The 17,501-nt window shown below is 42.3% G+C and carries 20 protein-coding genes; 2 read left to right on the forward strand and 18 right to left on the reverse strand.

Annotated elements, in window-relative coordinates; translation table 11 throughout:
- Positions 1-21: 21 nt before the first annotated feature.
- From RFK25_RS00780 to RFK25_RS00835, 12 genes are all read right to left on the reverse strand, one after another.
- A complete protein-coding gene (locus RFK25_RS00780) occupies positions 22-1,167 on the reverse strand; it encodes a carbohydrate-binding domain-containing protein (protein WP_332410718.1) in 1,146 nt (381 codons plus the stop codon).
- A 164-nt stretch (positions 1,168-1,331) separates the two neighbouring features.
- On the reverse strand, positions 1,332-2,009 hold the full coding sequence (locus RFK25_RS00785) for a colicin lysis protein (RefSeq protein WP_332410720.1): 678 nt from the start codon (positions 2,007-2,009) through the stop codon (positions 1,332-1,334).
- Between the two features lie 298 nt (positions 2,010-2,307).
- Positions 2,308-2,661, reverse strand: a complete 354-nt coding sequence (gene rbfA / locus RFK25_RS00790) for a 30S ribosome-binding factor RbfA (protein ID WP_332410721.1) — start codon at positions 2,659-2,661, stop codon at positions 2,308-2,310.
- A 121-nt stretch (positions 2,662-2,782) separates the two neighbouring features.
- On the reverse strand, positions 2,783-5,581 hold the full coding sequence (gene infB, locus RFK25_RS00795) for a translation initiation factor IF-2 (RefSeq protein ID WP_332410722.1): 2,799 nt from the start codon (positions 5,579-5,581) through the stop codon (positions 2,783-2,785).
- Positions 5,582-5,598: 17 nt separating this feature from the next.
- Positions 5,599-5,907: a YlxQ-related RNA-binding protein gene (locus tag RFK25_RS00800; RefSeq protein ID WP_024418495.1), complete on the reverse strand. Its 309-nt coding sequence runs from the start codon at positions 5,905-5,907 to the stop codon at positions 5,599-5,601.
- Complete coding sequence (gene rnpM, locus RFK25_RS00805; protein WP_172022661.1) at positions 5,894-6,190, reverse strand: RNase P modulator RnpM; 297 nt, start codon at positions 6,188-6,190, stop codon at positions 5,894-5,896. The genes RFK25_RS00800 and rnpM overlap by 14 nt, the downstream gene beginning before the upstream one ends.
- Positions 6,191-6,206: 16 nt before the next feature.
- The gene (gene nusA / locus RFK25_RS00810; protein ID WP_332410728.1) at positions 6,207-7,361 is read right to left on the reverse strand and encodes a transcription termination factor NusA; all 1,155 of its coding nucleotides are present in this window, start codon (positions 7,359-7,361) and stop codon (positions 6,207-6,209) included.
- A gap of 39 nt (positions 7,362-7,400) precedes the next feature.
- The gene (rimP, locus tag RFK25_RS00815; RefSeq protein WP_172022657.1) at positions 7,401-7,871 is read right to left on the reverse strand and encodes a ribosome maturation factor RimP; all 471 of its coding nucleotides are present in this window, start codon (positions 7,869-7,871) and stop codon (positions 7,401-7,403) included.
- 214 nt (positions 7,872-8,085) lie between these two features.
- On the reverse strand, positions 8,086-8,721 hold the full coding sequence (trmB, locus tag RFK25_RS00820) for a tRNA (guanosine(46)-N7)-methyltransferase TrmB (RefSeq protein WP_332410729.1): 636 nt from the start codon (positions 8,719-8,721) through the stop codon (positions 8,086-8,088).
- Entirely contained in the window at positions 8,718-9,512 is a 795-nt protein-coding gene (ccrZ, locus tag RFK25_RS00825; RefSeq protein ID WP_332410730.1) for a cell cycle regulator CcrZ, read from the reverse strand. The genes trmB and ccrZ overlap by 4 nt, the downstream gene beginning before the upstream one ends.
- A 54-nt stretch (positions 9,513-9,566) precedes the next feature.
- Complete coding sequence (locus RFK25_RS00830; RefSeq protein ID WP_332410731.1) at positions 9,567-10,604, reverse strand: ABC transporter permease; 1,038 nt, start codon at positions 10,602-10,604, stop codon at positions 9,567-9,569.
- Positions 10,601-11,335 carry an ABC transporter ATP-binding protein gene (locus RFK25_RS00835; protein ID WP_332410732.1) on the reverse strand — a complete coding sequence of 245 codons (735 nt, stop codon included), beginning with the start codon at positions 11,333-11,335 and terminating at the stop codon, positions 10,601-10,603. The genes RFK25_RS00830 and RFK25_RS00835 overlap by 4 nt, the downstream gene beginning before the upstream one ends.
- Positions 11,336-11,396: 61 nt before the next feature.
- Between RFK25_RS00835 and RFK25_RS00840 the strand changes: the two genes are divergently transcribed.
- Both RFK25_RS00840 and RFK25_RS00845 read left to right on the forward strand, forming a co-directional pair.
- Complete coding sequence (locus tag RFK25_RS00840) at positions 11,397-11,810, forward strand: HIT family protein (protein ID WP_332410734.1); 414 nt, start codon at positions 11,397-11,399, stop codon at positions 11,808-11,810.
- Position 11,811: 1 nt separating this feature from the next.
- The gene (locus tag RFK25_RS00845) at positions 11,812-12,108 is read left to right on the forward strand and encodes a chemotaxis protein (protein ID WP_332410736.1); all 297 of its coding nucleotides are present in this window, start codon (positions 11,812-11,814) and stop codon (positions 12,106-12,108) included.
- 37 nt (positions 12,109-12,145) lie between these two features.
- Here the strand turns inward: RFK25_RS00845 and RFK25_RS00850 are convergent, their stop codons facing one another.
- The 6 genes from RFK25_RS00850 to RFK25_RS00875 all read right to left on the reverse strand — a co-directional run bounded on the left by RFK25_RS00850 (position 12,146) and on the right by RFK25_RS00875 (position 17,497).
- Positions 12,146-13,378, reverse strand: coding sequence for an LCP family protein (locus RFK25_RS00850; protein ID WP_332410737.1), 1,233 nt, complete (start codon positions 13,376-13,378; stop codon positions 12,146-12,148).
- On the reverse strand, positions 13,378-13,902 hold the full coding sequence (locus RFK25_RS00855; protein WP_332410738.1) for a GNAT family N-acetyltransferase: 525 nt from the start codon (positions 13,900-13,902) through the stop codon (positions 13,378-13,380). The genes RFK25_RS00850 and RFK25_RS00855 overlap by 1 nt, the downstream gene beginning before the upstream one ends.
- A gap of 1 nt (position 13,903) precedes the next feature.
- Positions 13,904-14,335, reverse strand: coding sequence for a tRNA (adenosine(37)-N6)-threonylcarbamoyltransferase complex ATPase subunit type 1 TsaE (gene tsaE, locus RFK25_RS00860; RefSeq protein ID WP_332410854.1), 432 nt, complete (start codon positions 14,333-14,335; stop codon positions 13,904-13,906).
- A 102-nt stretch (positions 14,336-14,437) separates the two neighbouring features.
- Positions 14,438-16,102 (reverse strand): DAK2 domain-containing protein, encoded by a 1,665-nt coding sequence (locus RFK25_RS00865; protein WP_332410739.1) that lies wholly within the window; start codon positions 16,100-16,102, stop codon positions 14,438-14,440.
- A gap of 2 nt (positions 16,103-16,104) precedes the next feature.
- Positions 16,105-16,470: an Asp23/Gls24 family envelope stress response protein gene (locus RFK25_RS00870; protein ID WP_002939192.1), complete on the reverse strand. Its 366-nt coding sequence runs from the start codon at positions 16,468-16,470 to the stop codon at positions 16,105-16,107.
- Between the two features lie 124 nt (positions 16,471-16,594).
- Positions 16,595-17,497, reverse strand: coding sequence for an ABC transporter permease (locus tag RFK25_RS00875; RefSeq protein ID WP_105118296.1), 903 nt, complete (start codon positions 17,495-17,497; stop codon positions 16,595-16,597).
- Positions 17,498-17,501: the final 4 nt, after the last annotated feature.

The following is a 17,501-nucleotide window of genomic DNA, read 5'->3' on the forward strand; positions in this document are numbered from 1 at the left end:
TCTTATCCTATATTCAGTTTTTTACCAGCCACCGCCAGGACCAGTTGCTACAATCTGGCTAATTTGTTGGCCATTAACAGTTACTGTACCACCTGTCAATTCAGCAGTTCCGTCAAAGTCAAAGGCTGATGTTGGAGCTGTCACATCAACGGTACCACCTGATACATAGATATCACCATTGGCATCAAAAGCATCAGTATCTCCACTACCTACTGCAACTTTCAAATCACCACCAGTCACTTTGATAAAGATGTCAGATGAAATTGTACTTGCCGCATTGATAGCATCATCTGAACCGTAGACATCTAATGTCCCACCATTGATGGTAATATTCGTTCCTTCCATAGCTTCTGCTGATTCTGGAACAGTAATCGTGCCTCCATCAATTGTCAGTGCGGTTTCTGCTTTGATGGCATCATCACCTGCCTTCACAGTGATAGCACCACCAGTAATCGTTGTATAACCTTTTGTTGTATCCGTGTCGTTTGTTGACTTGATACCATCACCACCTGCAGTTACATCAATGGCTCCACCATTGACAGTCATCGAATCTTTCCCTCGTATACCGTCATCAACTGCTGTTACTTTGATATTGCCTGCATTGACAACCATGTCATCCGTTGAAACAATACCGTCTTGGAAGTTTGCTTCAACTGTTAGACTTCCATTACCAGTAATAGTCAAATCTGCTTCAACATGGATAGCACCTTCAATGTTTGTATCTGAGTGGTTGCTAGTATCTTTTACAGTATTACTAGTTCCGTCTTTGATTTCCAATTCAACACTACCAGCCTGAATGACATTGATAGCAGCAGTATCTGAACTTGAGATTTCTGCACCTGCTAAAACGATACGGACATTGGCATCTGTTTCAACTGTCACACCTGCGGTAGTTGACCCGGTTAGGATATATGTACCACCTTCTGTAATGTTCAAACCATCATTTGAGAGTGTTACTTCTTTTGTTGGAAGGGCTGACCAGTCAATTGAAGAAGTACTCGAAGTCGATGAGTTTCCGTTGCTTGTGGTTGAAGCGACATTTGTTTGACTAGTTGTTGCTGAACTTGATGTTGTTGTAGAACTTGAAGCTGTCGAACAAGCGGCCAAGACACCTAAACTCATAAGAGTGACACCAGAGTAAAGAAGTTTTTTAAGATTTGTTTTCATAATGTAAATTCCTTTTCTTTCTTTAGGAAGTTCGCTTGCCTTCCTGATATGCTCTTAGTTTACTCCTCATTCCTAAAAGAAAGATTAAAGATAGCCAAAAGAAAACTTAAAGTATTTTTTCAGAAAATCAGCAAAAAGGACTGGTAATCCAGCCCTGAAAACTATTATTTTTCCAATTTGGTCCAAGTTAAGCTTGTCAAATCAAGTAAAGTAGCAGTTTCCGGCCTGCTAGTATCCTCTGAAATCCTCTTCAATCCTGGAATCATAGTCTGATACTGATAGATTCGGAAAACACCCTCTGCTTCAAAAAGATAAGTCCCATCCTGCAAGGGATAGAGGCGAGCATCTGGACCAATCTCAAACCCAATGTTTCGGAAATTGTCCACCAAGCGCAAGTCTTCACCAGCAAGCTGAGTATAAAGATCAATTAAGACATACTCTCCTGACTTGTCCAAAGCCAAGAGCAGCTCCTCTGCTCCATCATGATTGATATCATACAAACTATAAAATAGTCCGCTATATTCATAAGTTTGATTTGTCAACAAGGTTAGATGACTGCTAACTTCATCTTGAGAAAGAACTTCAGCGGTCTGGCCTAGACTATCCTTGTAGCGCTCGAGAATAGATTGGTAGGCAATTGGCATGCTTATCTCAGTCGTCGAAATCTCTTGCTTACTTGAACTAGAGAAAGTGGCTACAGAAGATGATGGGCTAGAACTGGTCGCAATCTGATTAGAGGAAGTAGAGCTAGGACTACTCACTTTTGGCACCTGACCGCCTTGACATGCTACCAGCAAACATACAGTAGAAAGAAGCAACAACCTAGTCAAATATGTTTTCATGATATTCTCCTTTTGAAATTCTGTTAAAGCAAATAAAAAATTTTTAGCATAACTGACATCGATACGATATCATTATACCATATTTGTAGTTCTGCCGTTCATTTTTATTAAGGTCTTTTACTACTAGGCAACGATAGCAGACATAACTGGTTAGACAAGGAAACAGTAAATGAAAAACTAAGGTAAGATACTTAGACGTATGAATAACTCCATTTCCCTATTCCCAAAATAGTTTGAGCAGGCTACACAAAAACTTTCCAACGTAAAAAGCCGAATGTTGCCATCCGACTTTCCTATCTTAATCTTTTTGCTCAAGGGCACGCAACATTTGGTCAATTTTGTTGCCGTACTCAATGGATTGGTCTTTTTCAAAGACCAAATCAGGAATTTTATAGAGGGTCAGCTTGCGACCTAGTTCTCTCTTAATGGTTCCTGTTGCTTTTTCAAGACCTGTTTGAGCTTTTTGGTTGTCAGAAGCCAGGTTACTCATAATCGTATAGTAAACCTTTGCCATAGACAAATCTCCGACCATCTGTACATCAGTGATGGTCACACCTTGTACACGGGGATCGCGAATTTTCTTTTGCAAAATCTCATTGACTTCACGCTTGATTTCCATCCCAACACGGTCTGTTCGAAAATGGTTTGCCATATTATCTCCTTTCTCGAATGATAGAAAAGCTGAGTTTCCTCAGCTTAACATTGTTTCATAAGAGGGCTTCGGTAGAACAAATATCTCAGTTCCCTTGACACCCTTGCTTTTTAAAGAGCTGTTATTTCTTAATTTCTTCCATGATGTAGGCTTCGATGGTATCATCTACACGGATGTCGTTGTAGTTTTCAATCATCAAACCACCTTCTTGGGCGTTACCGACTTCTTTCACGTCATCCTTATAGCGCTTCAAGCTTCCCAATTTACCATCGAAGATAACAACGCCATCACGAATAACACGAACACTTGAATCACGGGTAACCTTACCACGTACGACCATGAAACCACCGATTGTTCCGACTTTAGACACCTTGAAGGTTTCACGGATGATCGCTTCACCGATGATTTTTTCTTCGTACTCAGGATCCAACATCCCTTTCATGGCATCTTCCATCTCTTCAATCACCTTGTAGATGATGCTATGGAGGCGAACTTCTACATCATCTGCTTCTGCTTGATTACGAGCCTCAGCAGTTGGACGTACGTTGAAACCAATTACAAGGGCATTTGATGCTTCTGCAAGTGTAATATCAGACTCGTTGATAGCACCTACTGCAGAGTGAACGATATTGACGCGCACGCCTTCCACTTCAATTTTTTGAAGGGATGAAGCAAGTGCTTCAACAGAACCCTGTACGTCAGCCTTAATGATCACATTAACTGACTTAACTTCACCTGCTTTAAGAGTATCAAAGAGGTTTTCAAGGCTAACTCGTTGCGTTGCTTGACGCTGTCTAAGAAGGGCACGTTTGGCACGCTCTTCACCAGCTGCACGCGCAGATTTTTCATCCTCATAAACTGCGAAATGGTCACCCGCCATCGGAGCTTCATTCAAACCTGTGATAGAAATAGGGGTTGATGGACCAGCCACCTTGACACGACGACCAAGGTCATTTGTCATGGCACGAACACGACCAAAGGTATTTCCGACAACGATTGGGTCTTGAACATTGAGCGTACCTTGTTGAACAAGGAGGGTCGCAACCGCACCTTTACCTTTGTCCAAGTGAGCTTCGATAACCGTACCGATTGCACGTACAGTTGGGTCTGCCTTGAGTTCTTGAATTTCAGCTACAAGAAGGACTGTTTCCAATAATTCATCGATATTTTGGTTGAATTTAGCAGAAATTTCTACGAATTCAGACTCACCACCCCAAGCAGTTGAGATAACGCCATGTTCAGCCAACTCACCGATGACACGTTCTGGGTTTGCACCTGGTTTGTCAATCTTGTTGATAGCAACAATGATTGGCACATTAGCTGCTTTGGAGTGGTTGATTGCTTCAATAGTCTGTGGCATAACACCATCATCTGCTGCAACGACCAGGATCGTCAAGTCGGTCACAGAAGCACCACGGGCACGCATGGATGTAAAGGCCGCGTGTCCAGGCGTATCCAAGAAGGTAATCTTCTTTCCATTTTCTTCGATTTGGTAGGCACCAATATGCTGAGTGATACCACCCGCTTCGCCTGTTGCAACACGCGAGTTACGAAGAGTATCCAAAAGGGTTGTCTTACCGTGGTCAACGTGTCCCATGATGGTCACAACAGGTGGACGCTCAACCATTTCTTCTTCATTGAGGTAGCCCTCTTCTACAAAGAAACGTTCGATATCTGCGTTATCAACCTCTACTTTTTCCTTGGCTTCAATACCATAATCAACCATAAGGAGTTCGATGGTGTCGCCATCTAGAGATTGGTTCTGAGTTGCCATAACTCCCATGAGAAAGAGTTTCTTGACGATTTCAGCAGGCTCACGCTTGATCCGTTTTGCAATTTCTGCAACGGTCATGCCAGCTGTGTATTCAAATTCTGTTGGCAATTCGTGGAACTTGCGTTCAGTTGCTGGCTTGACAGGTTGGTTACTCTTGCCTTTTTTGTTTTTCTTGTTGTTATTCCAGTTACTATTTCTTTGATTTCTCACTTGATTTTGACTATTTCGATTTCTTTGTTGTTTCCGTGGACCATCTTCTTCGTCACTATTAAAGTCACGTTTCTTGTCTGGTCGAGCTTGTTTCTTACGACGGGTATCTACAGAGGTTTCTGAGACCTTTTCAGGTACTGTTGCAACAGGTGTTGATGTCGCAAGTGGCTTGCTTTCAATCACCGGTTCTTCAAACTTGATTTCCTTTGGTTTTTTCGGTTGCTTTTTCGCTTCTTGTGCCTGACGGAATCGTTCCTCGCTATTGCGAGCATATTCTGCATTTTGCTCTGCTTTTAAGGCTGCTGCACGCGCTTTGAAGTCAATCTTAGGAGCTGCTGGTTTTGCAACCTCTTTTTGCTCAAAACGTGCTGATTGAGCAGGTCGATTGTCTTGACGACGACTATCACGATTGTCGCGACGGTCGCCAAAACGATTATCCTTGCGTTTATCTACACCTTGTTCACGTCGGTTGTCACGACGATCATTTCGTTCGTTAGTTGGACGGCCTTGGCCTTGCTGTCGGTTTTCACGACGGTCTTGACCATGTTTATTTTGTCCACCTTTACCTTGAGCACGTTTGGCTGCCTGCTCCTTGGCACGTGCTTCCCGTTCTGCCTTAAAGTTACGGCTCTGAGGGCGGTGTGGTGCTGCTGGAGCAACTGCCTTCGGTTCTTCCTTGGTAGCTGGAGCAGGAACTTCTTCCTTCACCACTGGAGCCTTGCTTTCAGTCGGTTTCTCAACAGACTGAACCTTCTCTACTGGTTTTGGAACTTCTGCTTTCTTAGCAAAGCTATCAGCCAAGCGTTTAGCACTTGCTTCATCTACACTTGAAGCATGGCTTTTGACTTCAAAACCCAATTCTTGAGCCTTAGCAACAACTTCCTTGCTGCTTACGCCTAATTCTCGGGCAATTTCATTCAATCTCTTCTTAGACAATGCCTTGTCCTCCTGTTCTATTCCATAATAGACCTCATCTTCTTTGTAAATCCAGCGTCTGTCACTGCAAGAACCTTTCTAGCCTTGCCGACAGCTGCACTCAATTCCAGTGTTGAAAACACTGTTACAACTTCTACTTGATAGGTATGACTTTTATCTGTTACTTTTTTACTTAAATTTCCAGCAGCGTCATCAGCCAAAAAAACCAATTTCGCCTGCCCTTTTTGAATAGCTTCAACAACCAGATCCTCACCTGAAACCAAGCGACCTGCCCGTTGAGCCAACCCCAATAAATTTAAGATTTTCTGTTTCTTATTCCAGTCCAAGTTCTCTCCTCTTGACCTTGTGATCAACATAGGCAATCAATTCATCGTAGAACTCTTCAGCTACTTCCATGCTAAATGAACGGTCAAAGACACGACGCTTTTTAGCTTGAGCAGCTTCAACATTATCTAGCTTGATATAAGCTCCGCGACCATTTGCCTTGCCTGTTGGATCGATAAATACTTGACCTTCTTTATTTTTTACAATACGGAGCAAATCCCGTTTGTCGATGATTTCACCGGACACCACAGACTTGCGCAAGGGTATTTTTCTAGCTTTTGCCATGGTTGCTCCTTTTGTTCTATTCTTGTTCTTCTGTAAATTCTTCCGCGACTTCTTCTACAAGCTCTTCTGTTGCATATTGCTCAGCTTCAAATGCTTCGTATTCTGATGCTGACTTGATATCGATACGGAATCCTGTCAAATGGGCTGCCAAACGAACGTTCTGACCACGACGACCGATTGCCAAGGACAATTTATCATCTGGCACAACAACAGTGGCATGCTTGCCATCTTCTGTGTCAAACAACACTTGGTCAACTTCAGCAGGTGCAAGGGCATTGTAGATAAATTCCGCTTCATCTGCTACCCACTCGATGACATCGATATTCTCCTCAGTCGGAATCATGCGGTCATTTTTAGCATCGTAACGAGCTGGGTGGAACTTGCTAGTGATTTTCTTGATATTTGAACCACCACGGCCAACGATTGTACCGATGGCATCTACGTTTGGATTATGACTACGGACAGCCACTTTCGTACGATCACCAGCTTCACGGGCAACACTCATGATTTCAACAGTTCCATCATATACTTCAGGAATTTCCTGTTCCATGAGACGTTTGATCATTTCTGGATGGCTACGGCTGACAAATACGTTCACCCCACGACCATTGTCTTCTACCTTGTAAACATAGACTTCAATACGATCATGTGATTGGAAAACCTCACCAGGAATTTGATCCTGTTTTGACAATTGTGCTTCAATCGTACCAAGGTTGACATAGATAAAGCGATTATCAAAACGCTCTACCGTACCTGACATAATCTCATTTTCATGTTGCTTGTAGGTATTGAAGGTAATGGCACGCTTTTGTTTGCGCATCTTTTCCATGATGGTTTGCTTAGCTGATTGGGCAGCTACGCGACCAAATTCTGCCGGATCTTCTGGGAATTTGATTTTATCACCCATTTCATAAGCAGTTGAGATGGCCAAGGCATCCTTGAGGCTGATTTCCAAACGGCTATCAAAGACCTCATCCACTACTTCACGGACAGTATATACGTGGAAATCAGCCTTCTTCTCATCAAACTCGATAACTGCTGACTCAGCTTGTCCATAGCGGCGCTTATAAGCAGAACGAAGTGATTCTGTCACTGCATCGATAATATCCGCCTTGTTAATACCCATGTCTTCCTCTAAAATACGGAAGGCTTCTAGCATTTCTCTACTCATTTTGATTTCCTTTTGATGTCAAAAGGTCCTTTCTTACACTTAAATTTTAACGGCCAAACGTGCCTTAGCTACTGTTGAATATGGAATGGTCACTTCTTTTTTACGGGTCTTATCCATGTACTCCATAACCAAGTCTGTTCCATCAAATGACAGAAGAGTTCCTTCAAAAATCTTGACTTTGTCAATAGCCTGATAGAGCTTGACATGGATGTATTTCCCAACAGCCTGGGTAACTGCATCCGCTGTCTTCAAGGGACGTTCCAAACCTGGACTGGTCACTTCAAGCATATACTGCTCTGGGAAGGGATCCGGCTGAATGGTATCCAAAAGCGGACTAATGACTTCTGATAAATCTGCCGTATCTTGAAGGGAAATCCCCCCTTCTTTATCAATAAAAATAGACAGGACATAGTCACCACCCATTTTGCCATATTCCACATCTACCAACTCATAGGGAGCCTGGATAGCTGGTGCAATGGTAGCCGTGACTAAATCAACAATTGATGACATAGGCACCTCCTTTTACAATTCTAACCTGCTGCAATCTGCATACAGGGAAAGGGTTGACTGATGTCAACCCCCTTTTCTCTTTATTTCTACTCAGTATTCTATCATAATTTCGAACACCTGTAAAGGAAAACGATAAGGATAGAAATTGTAAACGTTACCTATCTCATCACATAAAAATAAGGAGTCCATCTGGATTCCTTATTTGCTTATCTTATTAAAATCTTGCTTCCACACGATAGACGACCTGACCCTTGTTTGAGAATTTCTCCTCATACTCTGTCATAACGTTACCTTCTAAACCATCTGCATGAAGGTCTAACCAGACCTGCTTCAAGACCATACCGTATTGTGAAAAGCTAGCCAGACTGTATTCAAACAACCCACGGTTGTCCGTCTTAAAATGAATTTCCCCATTATCAGGCAAGATTTCCTTGTAGGTATCCAAGAAAGACTTATAAGTCAACCGGCGTTTTTCATGGCGTTTTTTTGGCCATGGATCAGAAAAATTTAGATAGAGCTGATCAATTTCCGCTGGGGCAAAATAGTTGGTCAAGCTAGATCCATCAACCTGCAAGAGTTTAATGTTTGGTAGACCTGCTTCAAGCACTCGGTCCAGGGCATAGCTCAAAACCGTCATCTGAATATCAATACCGATGTAGTTAATATCCGGATTTTGTGCTGCCATGCCTGTCACAAATCGACCTTTACCAGACCCAACCTCAATATGAATGGGATTATCATTCCCGAAAATTTCTGCCCATTTCCCCTTACACTCCTCTGGATTGGAGATAACATACTGAGGATTGTTTGCTAGGAGCTCACCGGCCCCCTTACGATTTCTAACTCTCATACTTCCCTATAAAAACTCTGACGGAATTGACGCAGAGCGTAAATTTCTCTATTAGCTGCCAAGGTGTTGTAACTTTCAACATGCTTGGCAATTTGATTGAGGTAGGCCAATTGACCATACCAATAAATCTTATTCAAGACGGTTTGATTATACTTATACCCGTAATCACGGAGCCATTCTTCCCAAGCCTGACGTGGAATATAGTGGGTCAAAATATAGGCCACATCAACCATACGATCGGTCACACAGGCTGTTTCCCAATCCGTCAAATAAATGAAACCTGAAGTTGTTTCAACCCAGTTGCTATGGTGCAAATCACCATGTACAAAGGTTGCTAGCTCCTGACGGAACCTTGGCAGATTGTTCAACAAATCCTGACAAACCGATTGTAAGTAAGAATTTTGAAGTAAAATAGGTGGTACTTCATCCTGCCAACGACGGACCAAATCCTTAGGCTCTAGATAGGTATAATTCATTTGCAAGGCCTGATTGAGCAAGATGCGCGAAAAATGCATCCGCACTAAAATTTGGCGAACCTGCTTACTGGTCATATCCTGACGCTCCAAGGTACGACCATTGAGCCATTCCTGCTCCACACGGTGACCCATTCCTACCTCCCGATTTGCCGACAAAACAGGCGGTGTAATTTGTTCGCGAGCCAGTGCAGACACGATAGGAGGCATTTCATACTTTACAAAGACTTGCGTTCCGTCTGACCGTAGGCCCTTAAACGCTTTGCCACTATTTCCTGCAATAGACTGTAACTGTAGCCCACTGGTATCAAACTGCATGCCTTACCTCCTTTAAAAAATTCCCTACTATTTTACTAATTTTCAGCTATTTAGTCAATCAATTTTTTTCAATTTTATCGGTAAATAAACTTCATGTAGAAAAATAGATACGATTGGTAAAATGGCTACCATGATTTTTTCTTGGATAAATAGCAGAGCGACTACCGTTTCCACGACTAAGAGCCCATATAAAATAACCCGAAGCAAGTGCTGAAAATCTTTCACTTTAGCTTTTATATCCAAAGGATAAAGCTGAGTTAGGTACTGGTAATCATAGTGCTTATAGAGCCCCAACAGCTGAAAGAGGAGCAAATAATGAAATACTAAAACCAGACCAAGAGAGAGCCAAGCCTCTTCAATAGCAATCAAGGATAGAAGGGCCAAAAAGACTAAACGCAGGGTCAAACCCAAATAATCCCCTGCCCGTAAAAATGCCCGCAAATACAAGTTAAACCAAGTCTGACGAGAAGTGACCAACCGCAAAATACCATCCAAATACCTTCTTGGCTTGACGGTCGCACTAATTCCTTTCACGGTCGTAAAGAGTGCAAAGAAGCGCAGGATAGTTTGCTTTCTCTTCTGCTCATCCTGAATGGCTGTTGACCAGTTCAAAACACCTTGTTGCTGGTAGGTTGCTAGCTGGTATTTTACTAGAAAATACTTGGCAACAAGCAAGACCACTATATATACAACCACCATCCAGATTTCCAAACCCAGCTTCAGATAAATGGGTAAGAGCAGAAGCTGGACCAAGACCTGCAAGCTAGACCAAAGCATGAATGAACGACGACTTGCAGCTACCAATTCTTCTAAAACTTCCTTCTCCCTAGTTAATAGGAAAATTTGGTCAGCTTCCTCCAAATAAGTCGCCATTCTACCTGAAAACAAAATCAAGAAACTGACCGCAAGGACAATTAAAGTAATCGGCCAGGAATTTTTGGGAAAAGTTATCAAGAGTTGTCGATACTGCAAACTCAAAAATCCCAGAAAAACCATGAGCACCAAGACAAAATGATCATTCAAGACATAGCGCAGATACTTGGAACACCGTTCTAGAAAATCTCGTCTGCGTTTTTGAAACAAAGCTCTCATCCGACCGCTCCTTCTTGGGTCAAGGCTAGGTAAATATCATTCAGACTAGCACCTTCCATACCAAATTGGGACTGCAAATCTGCTAAGTTTCCACTTGCCCTCACCTGTCCTTGATGCAACATCACAAAGGAATCACACATCTTTTCAGCCGAGTCCAAAACGTGAGTGGACATAAGGATAGAAGTCCCCTTTGCCCTTTCCTCTTCCAAGAGAGCAATCAAATCTGCAATGGCAACTGGGTCCAAACCCAAAAATGGCTCATCAACAATTAACAAGCTCGGCTCTACCAGGAAGGCACAGATAATCATGACCTTTTGTTTCATGCCCTTGGAAAAGTTGACCGGATACCAGTCTAACTTTTCTTCCAAACGAAAGATTTTCAGCAATCTCTCTGCTCTCTCCCAAGCCTCTTCCCATGGCAAATCGTAAGCCATTGCCACCACTTCCAAGTGCTCTTTTAGCGTCAACTCCTCGTATAAACTAGGTGTTTCAGGGATAAAACCAATCTTCTTCCGATAAATTTCAGGAGCCTGAGCTAGCCCTTGGCCATCAATCAAAATTTGCCCCTGATAAGGCGTTAAGAGGCCGATGATTTCCTTGATAGTCGTTGATTTCCCAGCACCATTTAGACCAATCAAGCCGACCAATTGACCATTTTCAACCGTGAAGGTAACATCTTTCAAGACAGGGATATTGACATAGCCCCCTGTGACATTTTTAACTTCTAACATACATTTATTCCTATAATTTGATATAATTATTATAACAGAAATCCTAGAAAGAGGGCGTATTATGTCAGATTGTATTTTTTGTAAAATTGTAGCTGGAGAAATCCCAGCTTCCAAGGTCTATGAAGATGACCAAGTTCTTGCCTTTTTAGACATTACTCAGGTCACCAAGGGACATACCCTGGTCATTCCAAAAAAACACTATCGTAATGTCTTAAATATGGACGCCGAGGCAGCTGGACAACTCTTTACTGCCGTTCCAGCTATTGCCCGTCAACTGAAGGAAAAATTGGGCGCTAGCGGTTTAAATATTGTCAACAACAATGAAGAAGCAGCTGGACAAACAGTTTTTCACACTCATATCCATCTCCTGCCTCGCTTTGACAAGAACGATGGTCTGGACATTCAATTTAAGGTCAATGAACCTGATTTTCCTGCCCTAGCCAATTTGGCTCAAGAAGTCTATCTAGGAGAATAAGATGAAACTTCGCAACCTCCTCTTAGCCCTATCTGCCGCTAGTGCTACCTATCTGGCCATCTCCAACCGAGAAAAAATTGCTAAAGAAGTCAAGGATACCAAGCAAATTATGACTGATATGGAAGCAAGCAAAAGCAATATCCAGGAACAACTTGCCATTATCCAAAGTTTCAAAGAGCCACTAGAGAGCCTAGCAAATGATTTACAATACAAAAGCCGCGTCTATCAGCAAAGTATCACAGGAAATCTGGAAGAAATCCAAAAAGTAATGGCAAAATATAACAAAGAAGAAAAATAGGACAAAGAAAATGAGATTGGAAATCCAACCTCATTTTTTATTGTCCTTCTTCTGTTTGTATTTCTATTCCAACTTCAGTCGTTTCAGTTTCTTCTAGTTCAGAAGAATTTGATGGTAGGTTTGGCGAACTTGCAGTCCCTTCTGGCAAATCGCTGGCAGATGTCCCTGTAAAAGCCTCTATATCAATCGCTTCTGCCAATGGATTTGCTTCAATCTCTAAAAGTTCGGTGAAAGCATTATACACATCGATGGTGCTAGGTAGACCGACCTGTCCCTCATATACCTTGACATTGGTTGTAAGATCTGTCTTAGCATCCAAACCAATAGATGTTCTCAAGACATTTTGCATTTCCAATAAATGCTGGGTCGGAGGCAACTGGTAGTAAACCTCCTCAACTAGCTCATCCAGACCTCTCAATTGATAGGAATGTAAATTCCTAATCGAATCCTTATAACCCAACAACTCTGGAATGGTTGCCGTGCTGATTTCAATATTGGTCCGCATATTGTTGGAAATAGCTGTTAAAATCTTCTTGTACTGAGTAAAACCATCTAGTTGCAAGAGTTTCTTTACAATAGCTGTAATGACCTCACGCTGACGGCGTTGACGACCAATATCTCCTTCTGGATCGTCGTAACGCATCCGTGCATAGACCAGAGCCTGATCACCATTTACCAGACGTTTACCAGTTGGTACAATGGATGTATAAGCGGGTTCATACTCTGAAATGGAAATCGGGAAACCTAGTGTATTATTGACTTCAATCCCACCTACTGCATCAACTAGCTCGACTAGACCATCCATATTGATTTCAATGTAACGATCAATGTTGATATCCATCATTTTTTCAATAGTAGCAATAGCCATAGGAGCCTGCCCGTAGCTATAGGAGTGGTTAAGTTTTTCTACCGTTCCTGTCGATTCCCCATTGGCTTCAGCAATTTCCACCATAATGTCTCGAGTCAAACTCATCATAGTGGTTTCTTTTGTCTGCGGATTTACCGTGACCAAGATCATCGAATCACTCCGCCCTTCTTCCCAAGCTCCACCACGTGTTGCTTGGTCCATATCCACCCCCATCAAGAGAATAGTAAGAGGCTCCGTTGCATCAATAGGCGTAATTTCCTCTTCTCCATCTAACTGCCTAAAGGTTTTTGAAATCGCATCTGTCGAAAAGTTTAACAAACTAATCCCATAGGCAAATCCAGCTCCAAGTGTCAGAACTATAATCGCCAAAGACATTAAGACTATTTTTTTTCCAATTGTCATCATTCACCAATTAGCCTACCCATATAGTAAAGGTCAAGCCATTCTCCTTTATCTGTTCTAGCTCCTCTTACTTGAGTACCTTCAATTCTAAAGCCAAGTTTCTGGTATAAATGAACTGCTGCTTGATTGCGGACCTGAACTGTCAATTCCAGACGCTTGAGGACCTCCATTTCCTGAGCCCACTCGATAACCTCATTCAGTAGAATGGTCCCCAAACCATGTCCCCAGTAATCTTTTTTTATCGCAATGAAAATATTCCCGATATGGCTGATCCGAAACTGCCTAGAAGACTTAACTGAGATGGCACCGATAACCTCCGAACCAACTTTTGCCAGCAAGCACAGTTCACCAGGATTTTCAATACTCGCTTCAAAAATCCTTTCCATTTCTTCAGGAGTAAAGCGAAACCCTGTCTCATCCATAACCAGATAATCCGTTTCGCTAGCCACTTGGTTCATAAAATCAATAAAGGCTACCGCATCAGTTGGCTCAGCCTCGCTAAAATACACTTCTTTTTCAGCCATTCTATATTTCCTCAGACAATACTTGACTTTTAGCCCCATGAGCCTTAAAAGTCAGACGACGACCGTCTTCTTCCTTCTCGATACGAACGAGCAAATAGTCATCTAATAGGCTTGCATCCAACAATTCACCCCATTCGATAACCGTCACACCACCACCATAGAGAAAATCATCTAAATCAATAGAATCCGGATCGTCACCGATCCGATAGACATCTAGATGGTAGAGAGGCATTCGACCTTCATACTCACGAACAATGGTATAAGTCGGACTTTTAATCATCTGGTCAATGTCCAAACCCTTAGCCAAACCCTTGGTTAAAGTGGTCTTTCCTGCACCTAAATCGCCCGACAGGACTAGCACTTGATTGGCTTTACAAGCCCTACCAATTCGCTCACCAATTGCAATCAATTCATTTTCATTTTGACTATACATACCTGATATTATACCATAGCCAATCGGCTTTGTCATAGGTCTACTGGAAATTATAGACAAATCGACAGAAAAAAATCGCAAGCCTAGGCCTGCGATTTTCGTTTATTCTACGCTGAAAAGATATGGATAAACCGGTTGATTTCCTTGATGGATTTCAACCTCGACATCTTCAAATTGTTCCTCTAGCTGTTCAGCAAGAGTTTGAGCGAGTTCCTCATCACCATCTTCACCGATATATATAGTTACGATTTCGCTATCTTCGTCCAACATTTTCTCAAAGGTAGCAACAAGTGTTTCCATCATATCTGGATTGGACACTACAATCTTGCCATCAACCATACCAAGGTTGTCATTTTCATGGATTTCAAGACCATCGATGGTTGTGTCACGGACTGCAGTTGTCACGCTACCGCTTTTCACCTCTGCAAGAGATGCCGTCATCGCTTCAAAGTTACTTTCCAAATCATGACTTGGATCAAAGGCAAGCAAGCTAGTAAAACCTTGTGGCAGAGTCTTGGTTTCCACAACCTTAACTGCAACTTCTGCAACTTCAGCAGCCGTCTGAGCAGCCATCAAGATATTTTTGTTGTTTGGCAACAAGATGACATTGCGGGCATTGACCAATTCAATAGCATTGACAAAATCTTCTGTTGATGGGTTCATAGTCTGACCACCTGAAATCACATAGTCAACACCTTGTGACTTAAAGATTTCAGTCAATCCCTCACCTGCTGCAACAGCGATAATGCCATATTCTTTTTGTTCAGCTGGTTTTTGGAAAGCTTCTTCTTTTTCAACCTGCGCTTCATGTTGTTCACGCATGTTGTCCACTTTTACCTTGACCAAACTACCATATTGAAGACCCGCCTGCATGACCAAACCTGGATCTTCCGTATGGACATGGACTTTAACGATTTCATCATCGTTGACAACTAGGAGAGAATCCCCAAGATCGTTGAGGTAGTTACGGAATTCTTCATAATCAAAATCCTTAACATAAGTAGGACCTTGACGAAGAGCTACCATGATTTCGGTACAATAACCAAAGGTAATATCTTCAGTCGCTACATGCCCTGCAACTGACTTGTGGTGCTCAGCGTTGATCATTTCAGACATAACAGCTGGTGTCGCTTCAAAATCCTCCGACGCAATGTACTCACCTGTCAAAGCTGACAAGAAGCCTTCGTAGATGTACACCAGACCTTGGCCACCTGAATCGACAACTCCAACCTCTTTCAAGACTGGCAACATTTCAGGAGTTTTCTTGAGGGCACGGTTGGCACCTTCAAGGGTTGCGCGCATAACTTCTACCGCATCATCAGTTTCTTCTGCTTTTTTAAGGGCCGCCGTTGCAGCTCCACGAGAAACTGTCAAGATAGTTCCTTCAACTGGTTTCATTACAGCCTTATAGGCCACTTCTACACCATGTTGGAAGGCCTGTGCCAAGTCCTTACCGTCCAATTCAACCTTGCCCTTGACAGACTGACCGAAGCCACGGAACAATTGTGACGTAATAACACCAGAGTTTCCGCGAGCACCCATAAGCAAACCTTTTGACAAGATTTGAGCGACTTCACCAACCGTATTTGCTGGCTTATCCGCCACTTCTTTGGCACCATTTGTAATGGTCATCCCCATGTTGGTCCCCGTATCTCCATCTGGAACAGGAAAGACGTTTAATGAGTTCACATATTCGGCTTGTTTATTCAGACGAGTAGATGCTGCCTGCACCATTTCTTGAAATAAACTTGTTGTAATTTTAGACACAATTATTCTCCTACGACTTTAATATTTTGGATAAAAACATTAACGGCATCAACAGAGATACCCAATTGATTTTCCAAGTTGAATTTCACACGTTCTTGGATATTGCGAGATACTTCACTGATTTTCACACCGTAACTCATAACAGTGTAAACATCGACTGCAATGCGACCATCTTCCAAGGTCTTAATAACAACACCTTTGGAGTAATTTTCCTTGCGTAAAAGGGCCTGAAAATTATCCTTAATCGCAGACTTACTAGCCATACCAACAACACCGAAAATCTCAGTCGTAGCACCACCGACAACTGTGGCAATCACGTCATCAGTCAATTCAATCTGGCCGTCTTTTGTATTGATTTTTACAGTCATAATTCCTTACCTCAAATAGTTTTATCACTCCATTTTACCACATTTTCTGTATTCTGTAAAAGACAAGCTTGTGACAGCTGAAAGGAAGAGAAAAAGAGTTCCCGAAGGAACCCTTATATGTTTGTTAACCCAAACGTTGTTTTGCATCGGCAGCACGTTGGAAGGCTTGACCGACATAGTTGATACAAAGCATCATAACAAGGATAAAGATAGCTGCTGGCAACCAAATCCAAGTCTTGTTTTCCAAGATGTCTGCATTACGGGCATTTGAAATCAAGGTACCCAAACTTGGAACTGTCGACGGAAGACCGAAGCCTAGATAAGTCAATGATGTTTCGATACCAATATTTCCTGCAAAGTTGAGGGTCAAGTTGACAATAATCAAAGAACTCAAGTTTGGCAAGATTTCACGGAACATGATCATAAAGTCGCTTGTTCCAAGTGTTTTGGATGCATTGACATAATCCAAGCTCGCCTCTGACAAGGTTCTTGTACGGAAAAGGCGGGCCTTAGCTGTCCAATAGAAGGCACTCATGATTAGGATAAAGTGATAAATGGTATAGTTTTTGATAACCGTTACGAAAACGATAATGAGCATAGTAACAGGTAGAATCATAATGAAGTCTACAATCCGCATCAAGAAACCATCCAAACGACCTCCATAATAGCCTGAAATCAATCCGACCGAGATACCAACAATACTTGTAATAATGGTAATAGTAAAACCGATAACAATGGAGTTTCGAGCACCAATAATCAACTGACCAAAGATATCTTTACCACCTTCATCCGTTCCCAAGATATAACCATCAACTCCAGGTTCCAAGTAACGTCCCAAAAGATTGACTTTCATCACTTGCTCTTGATCCAAGACCAGGGCACCGATGAAAACAGTCAAAAGAACTGTCACCAAAATGACCAAGGAAGCTAAAGCTAATCTATCCTTCAAGAACTCCCGCGCGATGACGCGAAAACCACCTGGAGGAGTTGAAGCTGATTGTACTTGTTTTTTATTTTCTTTACTCACCTTA

This window comes from Streptococcus sp. SS-4456 (genome assembly GCF_036680365.1).
GTDB lineage: Bacteria > Bacillota > Bacilli > Lactobacillales > Streptococcaceae > Streptococcus.